The organism is Paenibacillus agaridevorans (assembly GCF_003112455.1).
GTDB classification, from domain to species: domain Bacteria; phylum Bacillota; class Bacilli; order Paenibacillales; family Paenibacillaceae; genus Pristimantibacillus; species Pristimantibacillus agaridevorans.
In genome coordinates, this window is record NZ_BDQX01000430.1 from 63,798 (window position 1) to 79,231 (window position 15,434).

Annotated in this window: 13 protein-coding genes; 2 read left to right on the plus strand and 11 right to left on the minus strand. The window is 54.9% G+C overall.

Annotation, left to right across the window (positions count from 1 at the left end; genetic code table 11):
- The 3 genes from PAT3040_RS39310 to PAT3040_RS32500 form a co-directional block, all read right to left on the minus strand.
- Positions 1-982: gluconokinase (locus tag PAT3040_RS39310; protein WP_258235277.1), on the minus strand; the 982-nt coding region annotated here is incomplete at its 3' end.
- Positions 979-2,256 carry a nickel pincer cofactor-dependent isomerase, group 22 gene (locus tag PAT3040_RS32495; protein WP_108995934.1) on the minus strand — a complete coding sequence of 426 codons (1,278 nt, stop codon included), beginning with the start codon at positions 2,254-2,256 and terminating at the stop codon, positions 979-981. The genes PAT3040_RS39310 and PAT3040_RS32495, both read right to left, overlap by 4 nt.
- The gene (locus PAT3040_RS32500) at positions 2,253-3,014 is read right to left on the minus strand and encodes an SDR family oxidoreductase (protein ID WP_246608521.1); all 762 of its coding nucleotides are present in this window, start codon (positions 3,012-3,014) and stop codon (positions 2,253-2,255) included. Before PAT3040_RS32500 ends, PAT3040_RS32495 begins: the two co-directional genes overlap by 4 nt.
- A gap of 907 nt (positions 3,015-3,921) precedes the next feature.
- Between PAT3040_RS32500 and PAT3040_RS32505 the strand changes: the two genes are divergently transcribed.
- Positions 3,922-4,911, plus strand: a complete 990-nt coding sequence (locus PAT3040_RS32505; RefSeq protein ID WP_108995936.1) for a LacI family DNA-binding transcriptional regulator — start codon at positions 3,922-3,924, stop codon at positions 4,909-4,911.
- Between the two features lie 375 nt (positions 4,912-5,286).
- Here the strand turns inward: PAT3040_RS32505 and PAT3040_RS39315 are convergent, their stop codons facing one another.
- The 4 genes from PAT3040_RS39315 to PAT3040_RS32520 form a co-directional block, all read right to left on the minus strand.
- Positions 5,287-5,415 carry a hypothetical protein gene (locus tag PAT3040_RS39315; RefSeq protein ID WP_258235278.1) on the minus strand — a complete coding sequence of 43 codons (129 nt, stop codon included), beginning with the start codon at positions 5,413-5,415 and terminating at the stop codon, positions 5,287-5,289.
- 268 nt (positions 5,416-5,683) lie between these two features.
- Positions 5,684-6,511 carry an NmrA family NAD(P)-binding protein gene (locus PAT3040_RS32510; RefSeq protein ID WP_087566274.1) on the minus strand — a complete coding sequence of 276 codons (828 nt, stop codon included), beginning with the start codon at positions 6,509-6,511 and terminating at the stop codon, positions 5,684-5,686.
- Positions 6,508-6,909, minus strand: coding sequence for a MerR family transcriptional regulator (locus PAT3040_RS32515; protein ID WP_108995937.1), 402 nt, complete (start codon positions 6,907-6,909; stop codon positions 6,508-6,510). Before PAT3040_RS32515 ends, PAT3040_RS32510 begins: the two co-directional genes overlap by 4 nt.
- A 152-nt stretch (positions 6,910-7,061) precedes the next feature.
- Positions 7,062-7,829, minus strand: a complete 768-nt coding sequence (locus PAT3040_RS32520; protein ID WP_181376974.1) for a phytanoyl-CoA dioxygenase family protein — start codon at positions 7,827-7,829, stop codon at positions 7,062-7,064.
- 137 nt (positions 7,830-7,966) lie between these two features.
- Here PAT3040_RS32520 and PAT3040_RS32525 point away from each other — a divergent pair, with 137 nt between their 5' ends.
- Positions 7,967-8,743, plus strand: a complete 777-nt coding sequence (locus tag PAT3040_RS32525; RefSeq protein WP_181376975.1) for an AraC family transcriptional regulator — start codon at positions 7,967-7,969, stop codon at positions 8,741-8,743.
- Between the two features lie 28 nt (positions 8,744-8,771).
- On the opposite strand, the gene prpB is transcribed toward PAT3040_RS32525, so the two are convergent.
- The 4 genes from prpB to PAT3040_RS32545 all read right to left on the minus strand — a co-directional run.
- Positions 8,772-9,677, minus strand: coding sequence for a methylisocitrate lyase (gene prpB / locus PAT3040_RS32530; protein WP_108995940.1), 906 nt, complete (start codon positions 9,675-9,677; stop codon positions 8,772-8,774).
- A 54-nt stretch (positions 9,678-9,731) separates the two neighbouring features.
- Positions 9,732-11,147 carry a bifunctional 2-methylcitrate dehydratase/aconitate hydratase gene (locus PAT3040_RS32535; RefSeq protein ID WP_108995941.1) on the minus strand — a complete coding sequence of 472 codons (1,416 nt, stop codon included), beginning with the start codon at positions 11,145-11,147 and terminating at the stop codon, positions 9,732-9,734.
- 904 nt (positions 11,148-12,051) lie between these two features.
- Positions 12,052-13,167 (minus strand): citrate synthase, encoded by a 1,116-nt coding sequence (gene mmgD, locus PAT3040_RS32540; RefSeq protein WP_108995942.1) that lies wholly within the window; start codon positions 13,165-13,167, stop codon positions 12,052-12,054.
- A gap of 116 nt (positions 13,168-13,283) precedes the next feature.
- A partial coding sequence (locus PAT3040_RS32545; RefSeq protein ID WP_258235279.1) for a methylmalonyl-CoA mutase family protein occupies positions 13,284-15,434 on the minus strand: 2,151 nt, incomplete at its 5' end.

The window sequence follows — 15,434 nt, forward strand, 5'->3', positions numbered from 1 at the left end:
CAAGCGGCATTACGTCCTCCATCGCCTTGCCGGGGAACAGCCGCTCCGCGGTCCATTGAGCGACGATCGCGCCGTTGTTGGAAGCTCCGCCGATCATCCAATAATCATCCGCAAGCGCGTAGCAGAACAGGCGCCCTTCCGGCTCCAACAGCGGACCGCGAACAGCGGTGCGTACGGCACTGCTCGTGCCGATCGTGACAGCGGCAACGCCAGGCTCAATCGCTCCGATGCCGAGATTCGCCAGTACGCCGTCCTGTCCTCCAAGCACGAACGGCGTAGCTGCCGACAGCTTCATCCGCTCCGCGAACTCCGCTTTCAGCCCCTCGATCCGGCCCGTGGACGGCATCAGCTCTGGAAGCTGCTCGCGCTTTACGCCGGCAAGCTCCATATTTTGCGGATCCCAGTCCAGCGTCTCTACATTGAACAGTCCCGTCGCGCTCGCCATGGAGTAGTCCGTGACATATCTTCCGAACAGCTTATGCAGCAAATATTCTTTAATCCCGATAACATGGCTGGTCTTGGCCAGCAGGTTCGGGCGGTTTTCTCTCATCCAGATCAGCTTGGGCAGCGGAGACATGGGGTGGATTGGCGTACCGGAACGCAAGTAGGCGCCTAGCCCTTCGCCTATGACGTTCAGCTCATTCGCTTGCTCCGCGCTGCGCAAGTCTGCCCAGGTGATGACTGGGGTCAGCGCCTTGCCGCTTTCGTCCATCAGTATCACGCTATGATTTGCGGAGCTGAAGCTTACGCACAGCACGTCATCCGCGCTCCAGCCTCCCTTCGCCATCAGTTGCGAGACACATTCGATGACAGCTTCCGACATCTCCTCCGGGTCCTGCTCCGCATAACCAGGCTGCGGCGTATGCAGCCGATAGCCGATCGAGTGGGATCCGAGAATCCCGCCGTTGTAATCGACGGCCAACGTCTTCGTGCTTGTCGTTCCGATATCGATGCTGATAATCAGCTTGGATTCACGATTCATTTCGGCAGAAATCCTTCCTCGTCGAATTGCCATTGATACGGGCCTTCCAGAATTTCGATATCGGGATGACCCTTGGCTTCCTCCAAAAGGCTCTCCGAAATTTCGATCTCGCCAAGATGCAGCGTATCCTTGATGCGAGCCAGACGAACCGTCGTATAGTCCAAAATATTGCTCGTTTTGATGCCCGCCTTAATAGCGTCCATGTCGTTCGCGAGCGTTGTCGCCTGCTTGGTCGGCGCGCACACGGTCGATGTCAGACCGTTGGCGTAGGTGCCCGGCCAATCCGTCTTGCCCACAAGCCGGCTCGTGGTGAAATCCGCCGTGCCGACGCCGTTGGCGTTGCCCTTGGACTCCTTCGTCAAGTCGAGTACGACGATCTTGTTCACTTCGGGGCCGCCCGACGCGTAAGGAGTCGGATACCGTCCGGTTATGTTGGGATCCATTCCGTCGCCGCTTATGTTCTTGCCGATATAGTCGACGACGAGCACGTCGAAGCTGTCGAACAGAAACTTCGGCAGGCGCGCTTTTGCTTCCGCAAGAAGCTCGCGCTCTCTTGCTTCCATGACGTCCGTCCCGACCACCTCTACGCGGCAAATCTGATCGTACGCGTTCTCCACGACCGCGACGCCGAAGGAAATCGGCAGCTTGTCGATCATAATGCGAGCCATCGCGGGAACGTTCTCGGCCATGTATTTGAAACCAAGCTGGTGGCAGGCTTCGGCGCCCTTTTGCTTGCCTAGGCCGATCGCGATCATTTTAAAGAGGCCGCTCTCGATAGGGCCGCGGAACGCCGTGTGCGGCTTAATCCGGTTTACGACCACGATGGCGTCGGCTTCCTCTGCCGCGATCTTATCGCAATAAACGGGCAAGCCGTTCGGCAGCTGATCAAGCTCGATCACTTCCATGGAGGAACGAACGGGACAGCCCATCGTCGATTCATCGATGCCGAGATGAGCGAGGACGGCCGTCTGACCTTCCGCCGTAGCGCTTCCGTGACTGCCCATGCAAGGTACGATAAACGGCTCGCAGCCCTGAAGCTTAAGCTCGTCCACGACGGCTTTGGTCAGCTCGTCGATCCGCGATATGCCGCGGCTTCCGACAGCCAGCGCCACCTTCGCCCCCGGCTTGAGAGCTTGCAGCTGCGGACTTTCCTTCAGCCCACGACGGAGATCTCCTACAGGATCCTCCAGCCTAGTGCCATCGAATCGCTGACGGATGCGGTACAGGCTCGGAAGCGGCGTTTGCTCGACAAGGCGTGTCAGCAGGTCGCTCATATCGTCATCGCTCCGAAGCCGCCGTCAACACGCAGGAACGAACCCGTCACAAAGGAGGATGCTTTGGAAGAGGCCAGGTAGACAACGGCGCCCTTTAACTCCTCAGGCGTACCGAACCGGTCCATCGGCGTATGGCCCATAATGGATTCTATCCGCTCCGGCGACAAAATTTTGCGATTCTGCTCGGCCGGGAAGAAACCTGGGATAATGGCGTTGACGCGCACGTTGTCCTTCGCGAATTCGCGTGCAAGGAACTGGGTAACCGAGTTTACGCCCGACTTGGACACGGAATACGTGAACACGCGGGACAGCGGAGGACCCGAAGATACCGACGAAATGTTAATGATAGAGCCGCCTCTGCCCTGGTCGATCATCTGCTTGCCGAACACTTGGCAGGCCAGCACGACGCTCTTAAGGTTCACGTCCAAGATGCGGTCCCACTCATCCATCTCCAGCTCGAAGAAAGGCGTTGCGCTATTTGTGCCCGACGCGTTGATCAGCGTGTCTACGCTGCCGCCCCACTCCAACACCTTCGCCAGTACATTTTCCAGATCGCCTTTGTTCGCAGCATCCGCTTTCAAAGCGATCGCTTCGCCGCCCTTCTCGCGAATCGCTTCGCATACGCGTTCCGCCTTCTCCATATCGCGGCCGATGATGGCCACCTTAGATCCTGCTTCCGCCAGCGCCTCCGACATCGCGCTTCCCAACACGCCGTTGCCGCCGATGACGACGGACACGGTATTCTCCAAATTAAACATGAGAGCAACCCCTTCGCTCATAATTTACAACGTTGTAATTTCAATCATAATAGATTAAGCTAGTACTGTCCACCACAAAAAACGAAGTGTTCCGGACGCCTGACGCTTCCTGTGGTTGACCACTATGTGCTATACGCTTGGCAGGTGCGGCATTGTTAAAAGTGTGCACAATTGCTGACAACTTTATAGGCGCATCTCTCAAACGTGGCGCGTTCCCGACTACTTTAGTAGGGGAGAGTCGACAAAGTAACTTTATTACAGAATATTGCCATTGAAGCTTCTAAATGTAGCTGATATACCAGTTATAATTCTCGCCATGGGCGACTGGAGCAGCATTTATAGCTGAAAAATCAGCTATAACTCTCGCCTTGGGCGGCTGCAACGGCTATTATAGCTGAAAAACCAGCTATAATTCTCGCCTTGGCGGCTGCAACGGCTATTATAGCTGAAAAATCAGCTATAATTCTCGCCTTGGCGGCTGGGCAGGCTATTATAGCTGAAAAACCAGCTATAATTTTCGCCTCGAGCGGCTGGAACGGCTATTATAGCTGAAAAATCAGCTATAATTCTCGCCTCGGGCGGCTGGGCAGGCTATTATAGCTGAAAAACCAGCTATAATTCTCGCCTCGGACGGCTGAAGCAGCATTTATAGCTGAAAAATCAACTATAATTCTCGCCTCGGGCGGCTGCAACGGCTATTATAGCTGAAAAATCAGCTATAATTCTCGCCTTGGGCGGCTGGAGCGGCATTTATAGCTAAATAATCGACTACATCACGACATGCAGCCGCAGATACGAGACACGAAGACGATACATCAACTTCGATCCCTCCATCTACGCTGGATAAGTTACAATTACTTTTCACACCTATTGTTACTCAAACATTATCCCCATAAGGAGAGAATATATGGTAACGATTAAGGACATCGCCAAACGCGCGGGAGTCAGTTTCTCCACCGTTTCCAAAGCGCTTCTCGGCAATCCGAATATTAAAGCGGTTACCAAAGAACGGATCTGGGAGATCGCGCGCGAAATGGGCTACCAGCCCAACATCGCGGCCCGCAGTCTGGTGTCGCGGAAATCCGGCGCCATCGGCATCATCTGGCCCACCGTCGAACGCGGAGCCTTGTCCTCCTTAATCACAAAGCTGAATGACGAATTGGAACGGCGGGGTTACACGACGCTGCTCTCCATCAGCCGGACGGACGCCGCAATCGAATCATTTAACCGCTACCGGATGGATGCCGTCCTGCTGTTCGGCGACCATAGCGGCAACCGCGACGAACTAAGCGGGATCGGGAGCATGCAGTCGCCGCTGCTCGTCTACGGCGCGGCCGGGTCGCATCCGTTCTCCACCGTCGACGTCAACAGAGGCCAGGCGATTCGCCTAGCCGTCCGTCATCTGGCAGAGCTTGGCCATTCGAGAATCGCCTACCTCGGCAGACCCGACGGCGACGACCCGATGCAGACCGTCAAGATCGAAGCGTTTCTGGACGAAGCACGGACGCTGGGTCTTCGAGTTGACGACGAATCCATCTTGCGAATTGAAGGGCTCGAGACTCACGACGGCTACATCGCAGCGGAAGCTATGTTCGGCTGGCCCTCGCCGCCAACGGCGGTCATCAGCGGCGGCGTAGATCTGACGCGCGGCATTTACCGCGCTGCACGCGAGCGGGGACTTCGCGTACCGGAGGACTTATCCGTCGTCAGCTACGACAATATTCCGCTGATGGAGGATCTCGACGTGCCAACGACGGCAGTCGGCGTCTCCGTCCACGCGATCGCTTCCGTCATCGCCGAAGCGCTTCACAAGTTGATTGAGATGTCGGACGAACAGCTGACGATTGCTCTCGAACCGGAAATTGTCGTCAGGAGCTCCTCCACCCGATTACAATAGAGCCCCTCCGACACAGAGTCAAAACTCAATTCGCTAAGTGAACCTCCCCCACTTACTGCTCAATAGGTTGAAGCGGGGGGCTCCTTACCATTAAGAATTTCGATACAATGCTGTAGAAACGGCACCTACTCCATACCTTCTAGCCATTTGAATGGCTATCATGAAAGCGGTCCAAGTAAGCAACATGTGCCTTCGGCACATGGGACGAAACAGCCCATCTACTATTTCTTGCTTACACAATCCATAGACACAATCCATTGATACTTGTTGTGCGTCATATATACTTAACTTGTACGTCCACATCGAGATGCTATAGCTATACTGCGTATGAATCTTGGGAGCAGCTGGTCAAGGCGAGAAGCAGGAACTTATGGTTTAGGATCTTGTGGTTAAGTATCCAATTGCGACTCCCAGCTTGCCCAACAGTTGGCCGTGAATATCCCGTCCGCTCCTCCCTTGACCGATAATGACTGCTCTGATTGGCGTCTCTTCCATCGATTCCATCCAGCTTTCTCCTAAAAATCCGTTTCTAATTTGTCGAATACTTCATCCGTCGTCGCTTTATATTTTTCGCCGGGTATGCACGCTGTCAGTAGAAAATAAAGTATTAGACTGAATGCCTCTATTTCATACGGCTTTTCGCATTTTTATACCCTTAGAAATTGAAACAGCGACAGCTAAGGACAAGAAAATAAAGTCCTAGACTGTCGCTGTTCCATTGAACTAACCTTCTCCCGTTAGCAAATCATTAGTTGCTGCTTTGAAACGCTTCTTATGGGTTATTAAAATGTTGTACATGTTCAGAGACCCACCTAGCAAAGGTTCTAGCTGGATGGCCAGTGACCTGCTCGACGGTCGGAACTACTGTATACGCAGATTTTGGAGGATTGGCATGCCAACCTATTACAAAGTCGATCGTTTCCTCATCGGCGCCTTTCTTCCGCATGCGTTCGCGCGCTTGCTCTTCGGTAAGCTCCACGAAATCTATGTGACGTCCAATCGCTGCACTAATCGTGCGAACCTTCCCTGATATAGTCAGCACTTCAGGTCCGGTCAATGTATAGATTTTACCAGCGTGACCAGAGGTGGTTAACGCGGTTGCAGCAACACTGCCGACATCAGCTGGGTGAATCATTGCATCCAAAGAGTCACCGAAAGGTTCCCTCACAACACCTTCTGAGCGAATGGACTCTGCCCACAAAAGTGCATTGGACATAAACTCTGGGGTAGGCTGGAGAAACGTCCACTCAAGGCCACTGTCTTCCACGGCCTGCTCAACCGGTCCATTCGTACCGCTCCATAAAACCGTTGTTTTTTGCACACCAGCCTCTTTTGCCAGTTTTACAATTTCTCGTCCAGTCTGCAGAGGCCCGTAACCTTCACTGGTAAAAGTAATCAAGTGCATGCTTGTAACGCCGTTCAGTGCCGGCCCTAATGACGCTGGTACAGTAAGGTCACCGTACACGACTTCTACTCCCTCCGGAAAATTAGTATTTTCCGGATCACGTGTCAGAGCACGTACTCGCTGACCTGCTTGAACTAGGTAATCAACTACATAACGTCCCACATTTCCAGCCGCTCCTGTTACTAATATCGTCATTGTTGTTCATCCCCCTTTACAGTTACCCACTTTTCCCGGTTATCTTTCATTCGTTTGATTTGCTTTTCCAACCGGACTTGGGCCTCATCTAATGCCCTTTTTTGCCGGTTCACTTCATTCAGATTTGTTTCATAGATTTGCAGCAATTCTTCGCAATACTCGTCTTCTTTCTTGTCGTATCCTTTTTCGTCAGGGCAATACATAATATCTCTAATCTGATCGGTCGTTAGCCCCAAATGAAGATAAAGTTGGATCGTATTAATAGCATCAATAATTGATTCATCGAACTCGCGATAATTATTGTCAAGACGAGAAGAAGAGATCAATCCTTTTTTCTCATAGTGCCGTAATGATCGAGAACTAATCCCTGTCCTTTTGGCTATTTGACTTATTTTCAAAGTTGCACCTCACTTCGTTGTATGTATTAATTTCATTTTAAAGTTTTACACTAGTGTCAATGTCAAGTTTTTTTCACATCATGCGTAAATGCCCAAACAGAAAACCTTCTCCTGACGATCAGGAGAAGGTTTCGGCGATTCGTGCAATGCGATTACAAGAAATAATATTTGCTCAAATCTTTGCCCACGAGCGCATACCGCTTGTAGTGCTGGTAATGCGCGTTGTACAGCTGGCCGTTTTTCGACGGGGAATAGGTCAAATAAAGCTGCTTCCGGCTATTGTCCGAAGTGTTGGCTCCGCTCTGATGCGGCGTAAAGGAATGGAAGATGATGACATCCCCGGGATTGGTTTCGACAATCTCCCCTTTCCCAGGATCAATCTCGGCGATTTCCGCTGCGTTCATATTGCGCAGCTCGCCCGGGGTCGAGCGGAAACGGTCATGATAACCGGGGAACAGCTCCAGCCCACCATTTTCCACCGTCGCTCCGTCGATAGCGACCATGACGCTGATCAGCCCTTCGATCGGGAAGCCCTGCCACCAGGATGCGTCCTGATGCATGCTGTATCCGTTTGCTCCCGGCAGCTTAAAGATCAGCTTATCCTTGAACAGCAGCGGCTCATCCATATAGATGTCGCGCAGCGGCGACAGAATGCGCTCATCCTTCACGAGTTCGGAGAACAACGGCGATATATCGTGCACCGGATCCATTCTTTCGATCTTTACGTCTCCATTGGCGTAGCTCTTGTAGCCGGCGCGAACGTTGCCGCTATCCAGAAAACGCTCCGTCGTCAGAAGTTTGTCGCATTCCGCTTGCAGGACGCGGGCTTCCTCCTCGCTAAATACATTGCGAAGGACCAAATACCCTTGCTCGTTATAGCTTTTCACTTGCTCGTCGGACAACAGCATAATGTTGCTCATCTTCATTTCCCCTTCACTTTTTTTTGTGAATATCTTCTTGATACCTATAATAAACGCCGACATTTACTTTTTACATGCACTGCTTTATTCTATTTCATATACTTTTTTGCAATTATCAAGTGAAAGGGGAAAGCGACTTGCAGGCGTTGGAAATCAAAAGAAGCTACGTAAGCGGAGTCCGCGCGGAATTTAAGCTGGAGGAGGATCAATATGAGGACTGGGTGATGCTTGCCGCGTTCTCTGGACGGTTCGCCTTCGCGATGGACGACCGTGAGGAAGCCGACTTCGATGAGGCCGCCTACGGTGAGCTTGTCCTCTGTCCGCCCGGCATGCGGCTGAAACGCCGGGTAGTGGAGCCCCTCTCCTTCCTCTTTATCGAATTCGCCTCCGAACAAGAGTGGCCGTCTGGCAAGCTTGCGATTCGCGATTTGCAGCGACTGGAGTCTACCTATCGTTATTTGCGCATCGCGTGCGCGCAATCGGAAGAAGGCGAAGGAACAGCCTACATTCGCCACTTCGTCGGCGACCTGCTCGCCGTCCTGTCGCTGGAGCAGGCATCCTCCGCGGACAGAGCCCGCAAAACGAAGCAGGACCCTGTCATGGGCAGGGTTCTGGCTTATTTGGAGCGGCATGCCCTGGAATATGGCTGGAATCTTGGCCAGTTATCGAACGAGCTGGGCATCGGAGCCTCTCAGTTGACCAGACGTTTCCGACAAGCGTACGGCCAATCCCCAGTTGAATATCTGACTTCCATCAGGCTTCAGAAGGCGCGGTCGCTGCTCGTCGAAACCAACGATACGCTCGAACATATCGCCGAGCAATGCGGGTACCAAAACGCCTTTTATTTCAGCCGAATGTTCAAGAGCAAGTGTAAAATCAATCCTTCCGATTACCGTAAAAAACATAGCTTCTGACGATCGTCCGGCGAAATAATTCCCCACCCTATTTTTCCGGAAGCACCGTCCTCGCGATTCGGCCGTCGAGCGCCTCGTAATCCGAGTAACGGATCGTCTCGTACAGCTCCTTGCGCGTCTGCAGATCCGGCAGCGATGCGACTTGCGTGCCGCTGCGAGCAATCTCCGTGAAAACCCGTTCGTACGCCTTGGCCGCGGCGCGCAGCGAGGTGACGGGATAGATGACCATTCGGAAGCCCCAGTCCGCGAATTGATCGGCGGTATAATAAGGCGTTCGGCCGAACTCCGTCATATTGGCGAGCAGAGGAATGCGGACGGCTTCGCTAAATGTCCGAAATTCCGCCTCCCCCTCCAGCGCCTCGGGAAAAATCGCGTCCGCGCCGGCGGCCGCATATTTTTTTGCTCTCGAGATCGCCGGCTCCAGCCCTTCCCCGTCCCTCGCATCCGTCCGCGCGACGACGTACAAGCTCGGGCTAACATCCTTGATCATCCGGATTTTTTGCGCCATCTCCTCCGCCGTCACAAGCCGCTTGCCGTTGAGATGACCGCACTTTTTCGGCATGTCTTGATCCTCAAGCTGGACGGCCGCCGCCTTTGCCTCCACCAGCTCCTTGGCTGCGCGGGCTACGTTTAATACACCACCGTAACCGGTGTCGATGTCGACAAGCACAGGCAGCCCCGATGCCCGAACCAGCTCCCGCGTCCGCTCCGCCACTTCGTTGCTATAGATAAGCCCCAGATCAGGCAGCCCCCGGCTCGCCGTATAAGCCGCTCCGGACAAATACAAGGCTTGAAATCCGCAGGCTTTCGCCACCCTGGCCGACATGCCGTCATGCGTTCCCGGTATTTGAACGATCGGTCCGCTTGCGACAAGCGCGCGAAACTTCTGAGATAGCTCATATTGACTCGGCTCTTCTTCCACTAGCCATGACATCGCCTCATACTCCCTTCTTCTCCCTCCGCCGTGACTGCAACGTCTGCAAACTTCTTATATAACAAGCATTCCCATAAACTGCGTTACCGGCATGCGGGACAAGGTCTGAAAATCAAAGCCGGAGCGAACAATCCCGGCAGCGCGACCTCTCGGAAACCGGGTCAGCAGATTGGCTTCGCATTTCTCGATCACCTTCGGCAGTCCCTCTTCGCGCCTTCTTCGATGTCCGATGGGATATTCGCAGACGACCTTTTCCGTCTCGGTTCCGTCTGTAAACCGCACCTGTATGGCGTTCGCAATGGAACGTTTATCCGGATCCAGGTAGTCGCGGCTGAATTGCGGATCGTGTACGACGGTCATTTTCGCGCGAAGCGAATCGATTCGGGGATCGGCCGCCGCCTCGTCTTCGTAATGCTCCGCAGTAAGCGAACCGTAAATAAGCGCCACCGCGGCCATATATTGCAAGCAATGGTCCCTGTCCGCGGGATTGGCGAGAGGCCCCTTTTTGTCGATGATCCGAATGGCCGACTCATGTGTCGTCAAAGTAATTTCAGCGATATCTTCCAGACGGCTGACGATGATCTCATGCAGGACGAACGCGCACTCTACGGCGGTCTGGGCGTGGAATTCGGCCGGGAACGATATTTTAAAGAGGACGTTCTCCATGACATAGGTGCCAAGCGGACGGGCAAGAGCAAGCTCCCGGCCTTGGAACAACACATCCTGAAACCCCCACTTCGCGGCCGTGAGCGGCGTATCATACCCCATCTCCCCGTTCATCGCCATAAGGCCGTGACGCACCGCCCTGCCGGCCGCATCCCCCGCCGCCCAGCTTTTGCGCGAGCCCGTGTTCGGCGCATGCCGATAGGTCCGAAGCGCGCCGCCGTCAAGCCAAGCATTCGATAACGCAGCCTCGATCTCCTTAACAGTACCGCCGAGCAGCGCCGTCGCCATCGCCGTAGAAGCAATGCGCACAAGCAGCACATGGTCGAGCCCCACGCCGTTAAAAGAATGGTTAAGCGCCAAAATGCCCTGGATTTCGTGGGCTTTTACGGCGGCTTCGAGCACATCCCTCATCGTCAGCGATTCTCCGCCTTCGGCCAGCCTTTTTCGGCTGACATAATCGGCGACGGCAAGAATGCTGCCGAGATTATCCGACGGATGGCCCCATTCTGCGGCCAGCCAAGTATCGTTATAATCGAGCCAGCGAATCATGGTGCCGATGTTGAACGCGGCGTGCACGGGTTCCAGCTCGAGCTGCGTGCCGGGCACGCGAGCTCCGCCGGGCAATACGGCGCCAGGAACAATCGGCGCGATATGTTTCGCGCATTCCGGAAACCGCAGCGCTAGCACCGCCGTGCCGATGGAATCCATAAGCATATATTGGGCGATCCGCAACGCCTCTTCGCTTTCAACTTTGTACTGGGCCGCATATACCGCCAGCTCGGTCAGCAATGAATCTCGTACCATGCGTAGACCCTCCCTTCGCTTCTGCAAGATTGGAGCAGGCAAAATGAACCGGCCTCTAGCCTGGAGTAGCTGATAAGCGTACGTTGACTAAGGCAGATGTGCGGGTGTTTACTAAATGAGCATTCGGTGACTAAGGTAGATTGTGCTTTGACTAAGGCTGATGGGCGTGCGGTGACTAAATGAGCGTGCGATGACTAAGGCAGATAGGTGTGCAGTGACTAAATGAGCAGGCGGTGACTAAGGTAGTTGGGTTTGCGGTGACTAAATGATCGGGCGGTGACTAAATGATCGGGCGGTGACTAAGGTAGATTGTGCGGGTAACCGACGTTTGCGACTCGCGGACTATGCCTAGTCATACGCTTACTTGAGCGTGGATAAGGTGAAACGGCTGTCGCCGTCCTTTGGCGGCGCAGCGCGTTTTATTCCGAGAATTGTAGGGCAAGTTTGGAGAAAACTTATGGCTTTCCTATAGTTTGAATAAGAGGAAAAACTCCCTTTAGTTGGATTGCCTTTCGTTTTTTCGGCGTAATTGAGGGAAATTCTCCCTCTAATCCAAGTAGAATGGAGGGCAGACGCCCATAGGATTGAAATTAGAGGGCAGTTTTCCACTTAAAGCCGCAAAAACCGGTATAGCAGCGAGATTAGATGGCGTTTTTCCCTTTATCCAATTCATAACCGACTGCAACAACCACGATCCTTGCACAAAGGTTCGAGGCGGTCCAGTTCAAGGAGGCCTCGGCACAAGCCTCTGTCCGGATCAAGGAGGCATCGGCATGGATCAAGAAAGCCGCAGTCCGGATCAAGGGGGCATCAGCACGGATCAAGGAGGCATCGGCACGGATCAAGAAGGCATCGGCATGGATTAAGAAGGCATCGGCATGGATTAAGAAGGCATCGGCACTGCTTATGAAAGCCGCAGCCCCCTTGGGCCCGTGTAGCTCACGCGAGGCCGAAAAAGCCGGTTGCCGGCATGCTGCTCGCTGACATGCGCGCACAGTCCCGCCGTTCGGGCGGCCAGAAAGACGGGCGTAAACAACGGGACGGGTATGCCAAGCAGCGCATAGACCGGCGCGGCGTAATAATCCAAATTGGGATAGAGCCCTTTTTCCCGCTTCATGACCGCTTCTCCGGCGTCGCACATTTCGTACAAGTCCTGCCGTCCCTTGGCCTCGGCAAGCCTCGCGAGCGCTTCCTTCATCAGCAGCGCTCTAGGATCCGGCTTCCGCATATAGACGCGATGGCCGAAGCCCATAATCCGCTCTTTGCGCGCCAGCTTGCCGAGCATGACGGCCTCCAGCTCCCCGGGTGTAGCCGCCTCGCCCAGCATGGCCATGACCGCCTCATTCGCTCCGCCGTGCAAATAACCTTTGAGCGATGACACCGCTCCTGCCACCGCCCCGTACATGTCGGACATCGTGGAGGCGATGACCCTTGCCGCAAAGGTCGAGTTCGGCAGCTCATGCTCGCTGTAGGCGATGAGCGACTGATCGAAGATTCTCTCTTCCAGCGGCTCCGGCACCTTGGCGGTCAGCATAAACAAGAAGTTGCCGGCAAAGCTGAGATCGCCGCGCGTCTCTATGACGGGCTGCCCGGAAAGAATGCGATGGCCGTTCACCACCAAGCCCGGTACCTTAGCCAGCAGCCGGATGGCCTTGCGGCCGTTCGCCTCAGCGGAATGATCCTCCAGCTCGCCGTCGAAGCCTGCCAGCGCGGATATGGCTGTACGCAACGCGTCCATCCGGTGCGTCCCTGCGGGAACATGAGCCAGTATATCGTAGATCGCGTCAGGAATGGCGCTAGCCGCCGACAATTGCTCCTCCAGCAAATCTCTTCCTTTGCCATCGGGCAGACTGCCGTTCAGCAGCAAGCCGGCCACCTCCACATAGGAGACGCTCCGCGCAAGCTCGATAAGATCATAACCCCGCAGCACAATTTGTTCCGCTTCTACATCCAGGTAGGAGATGTTCGTTTCGCTTGCGATCACATTTTCAAGACCAGGCACATAACGATCATCCGTCATAATGGCTTCACGCTCCCGTCTTTTCGCGTTCCCGTCTTGGTCAACTACCCTCGCAATCATCGTTCCTGCGATTTAGATTTCCGGCCATCTGGCGTTCCGGCGATCCAGCGTTCCATCTACATGTTTCTCCTGTATTGTCCGCCAACCTCGAACAAGGCGGTCGTTATTTGACCCAGCGTCGCGACCTGAACCGTCTCCATCAGCTCCTCGAAGACGTTCCCGCCGCCCAGCGCCGCTTGCTTTAGACGCTCCAGAGCTTCCTCGGCAGCCGCTTCATGTTTCTCCCGGAAAGTCCGGAGATTCGCGAGCTGCGTCTCCTTCTCCTCCGTCGTCGAACGAGCCAGCTCCGGATCCGACGCCAGCGCTGCTGCGGGATTCGTATTAAGGAAGGTATTGACCCCGACGATCGGCAGCTCTCCGGAATGCTTGAGGCTCTCGTACAACATGGACTCCTCCTGAATCCTGCCCCTCTGGTAGCCGGTATCCATCGCCCCGAGCACGCCTCCCCGGTGATGAATCCGCCCAAGCTCCGCGAGCACCGCCTCCTCTACCAGGTCGGTCAGCTCTTCGATCAGGAAGGAGCCCTGCAATGGATTATCGTTTCTCGCGAGCCCGAATTCCTTGTTGATGATGAGCTGAATCGCCATCGCTCTGCGAACGGAATGCTCCGTAGGCGTTGTAATCGCCTCGTCATAAGCGTTGGTATGCAGGGAATTGCAGTTGTCGTAGATGGCAAGCAGCGCCTGCAGCGTCGTCCGAATATCGTTAAAATCCATCTCTTGGGCATGCAGCGAACGACCCGAGGTCTGAATGTGGTATTTCAGCTTCTGGCTCCGTTCATTGCCTCCATACTTATCCCTGATGACCGTGGACCAGATCCGTCTGGCGACGCGGCCCAGCACCGCGTATTCGGGATCAAGCCCGTTGCTGAAGAAGAAGGAAAGATTCGGCGCGAAGTCGTCGACTGCCATCCCCCGGCTCCGATAATATTCGACGTACGTAAAGCCGTTGGCCAGCGTAAACGCCAGCTGGGAGATCGGATTGGCTCCGGCCTCCGCGATATGGTAGCCGCTGATGCTTACCGAATAATAATGACGCACGCCATGGGCAATAAAATATTGCTGAATATCGCCCATCATTTTCAGCGCAAACCCGGTCGAGAAGATGCAGGTGTTTTGTCCCTGATCCTCCTTCAAAATATCGGCCTGCACCGTGCCTCGAACTGTTTGCAGGGTCCGCGTCCGTATGGCCTCCTCCTCCGCGGCGTCCGGCTTCCGGCCATGTTGAGCCGCGAACTTCGCAAGCTGTTGGCGAATTGCCGCGTTCATATACATCGCAAGCAAGATCGGCGCGGGACCGTTAATCGTCATGGAGACGCTCGTGGCGGGATGACACAGATCAAAGCCCCGGAAGAGCCGTTCCATGTCGTCGAGCGTCGGGACGTTGACGCCGCTGTTGCCGATTTTGCCATAAATATCGGGACGCTCGCCGGGATCATGACCGTACAAAGTGACGCTGTCGAAAGCCACGGACAACCGCTTCGCGTTATCATGCCTGCTCAAATAATGGAATCGCCTGTTCGTCCGCTCCGGCGTTCCTTCGCCCGCGAATTGCCGCTTCGGCTCCTCGTCGCTCCGCTTGAGCGGAAAGACGCCGGCCGCGTAAGGCGGCTGGCCGGGCACATTCTCCGTCAGCAGCCAACGCAGCAGATCGCCCGGACAGGAATACCGCGGCAATGCGATGCGAGGCAGCGTCAGGCCGGAGAGCGTAGTCCAGTGCAGCCTCGCCTGAGAGGGCTTAGCAGCAGTTGCCCCGGGCGATGAGGGATTAGCGGTTGCTGACCCCGCATCCGGGGACTTTTTGGCAGCATCAGTTTCCGCCGATGAGGACTTAGAAGCTGCTGCCTCCACAACCGGGGACTTTTTGGCAGCATCAGTTTTCGCTGATACGGGCTTAGAGGCTGCTGGCTCCGCATCCGGGGGCTTTCTGGCAGCATCAGGTGTTGATCCCGCTGTTAGAAGCTTTGCTCCAACTCCGTAAGCCTCCCGCACGGCCGGCCACTCGTCTAGCAGCTTCTTGCAAGAGGGATGAAGCTGAAGCTCCAGCTCGGCCGCCATCGCTTCCAGAAGCACCGCGATTTGCCCGGTGTCGGCTTGAGCCAGGTTCGACTGCCCGGCAGGCGATCCATACGCTTCGTGCTCCGCCGGTTGCGACTCAACCGTATCGGGTGACTGCGCAGCCAACGGCGGCATGGCTCCACCTTGCTC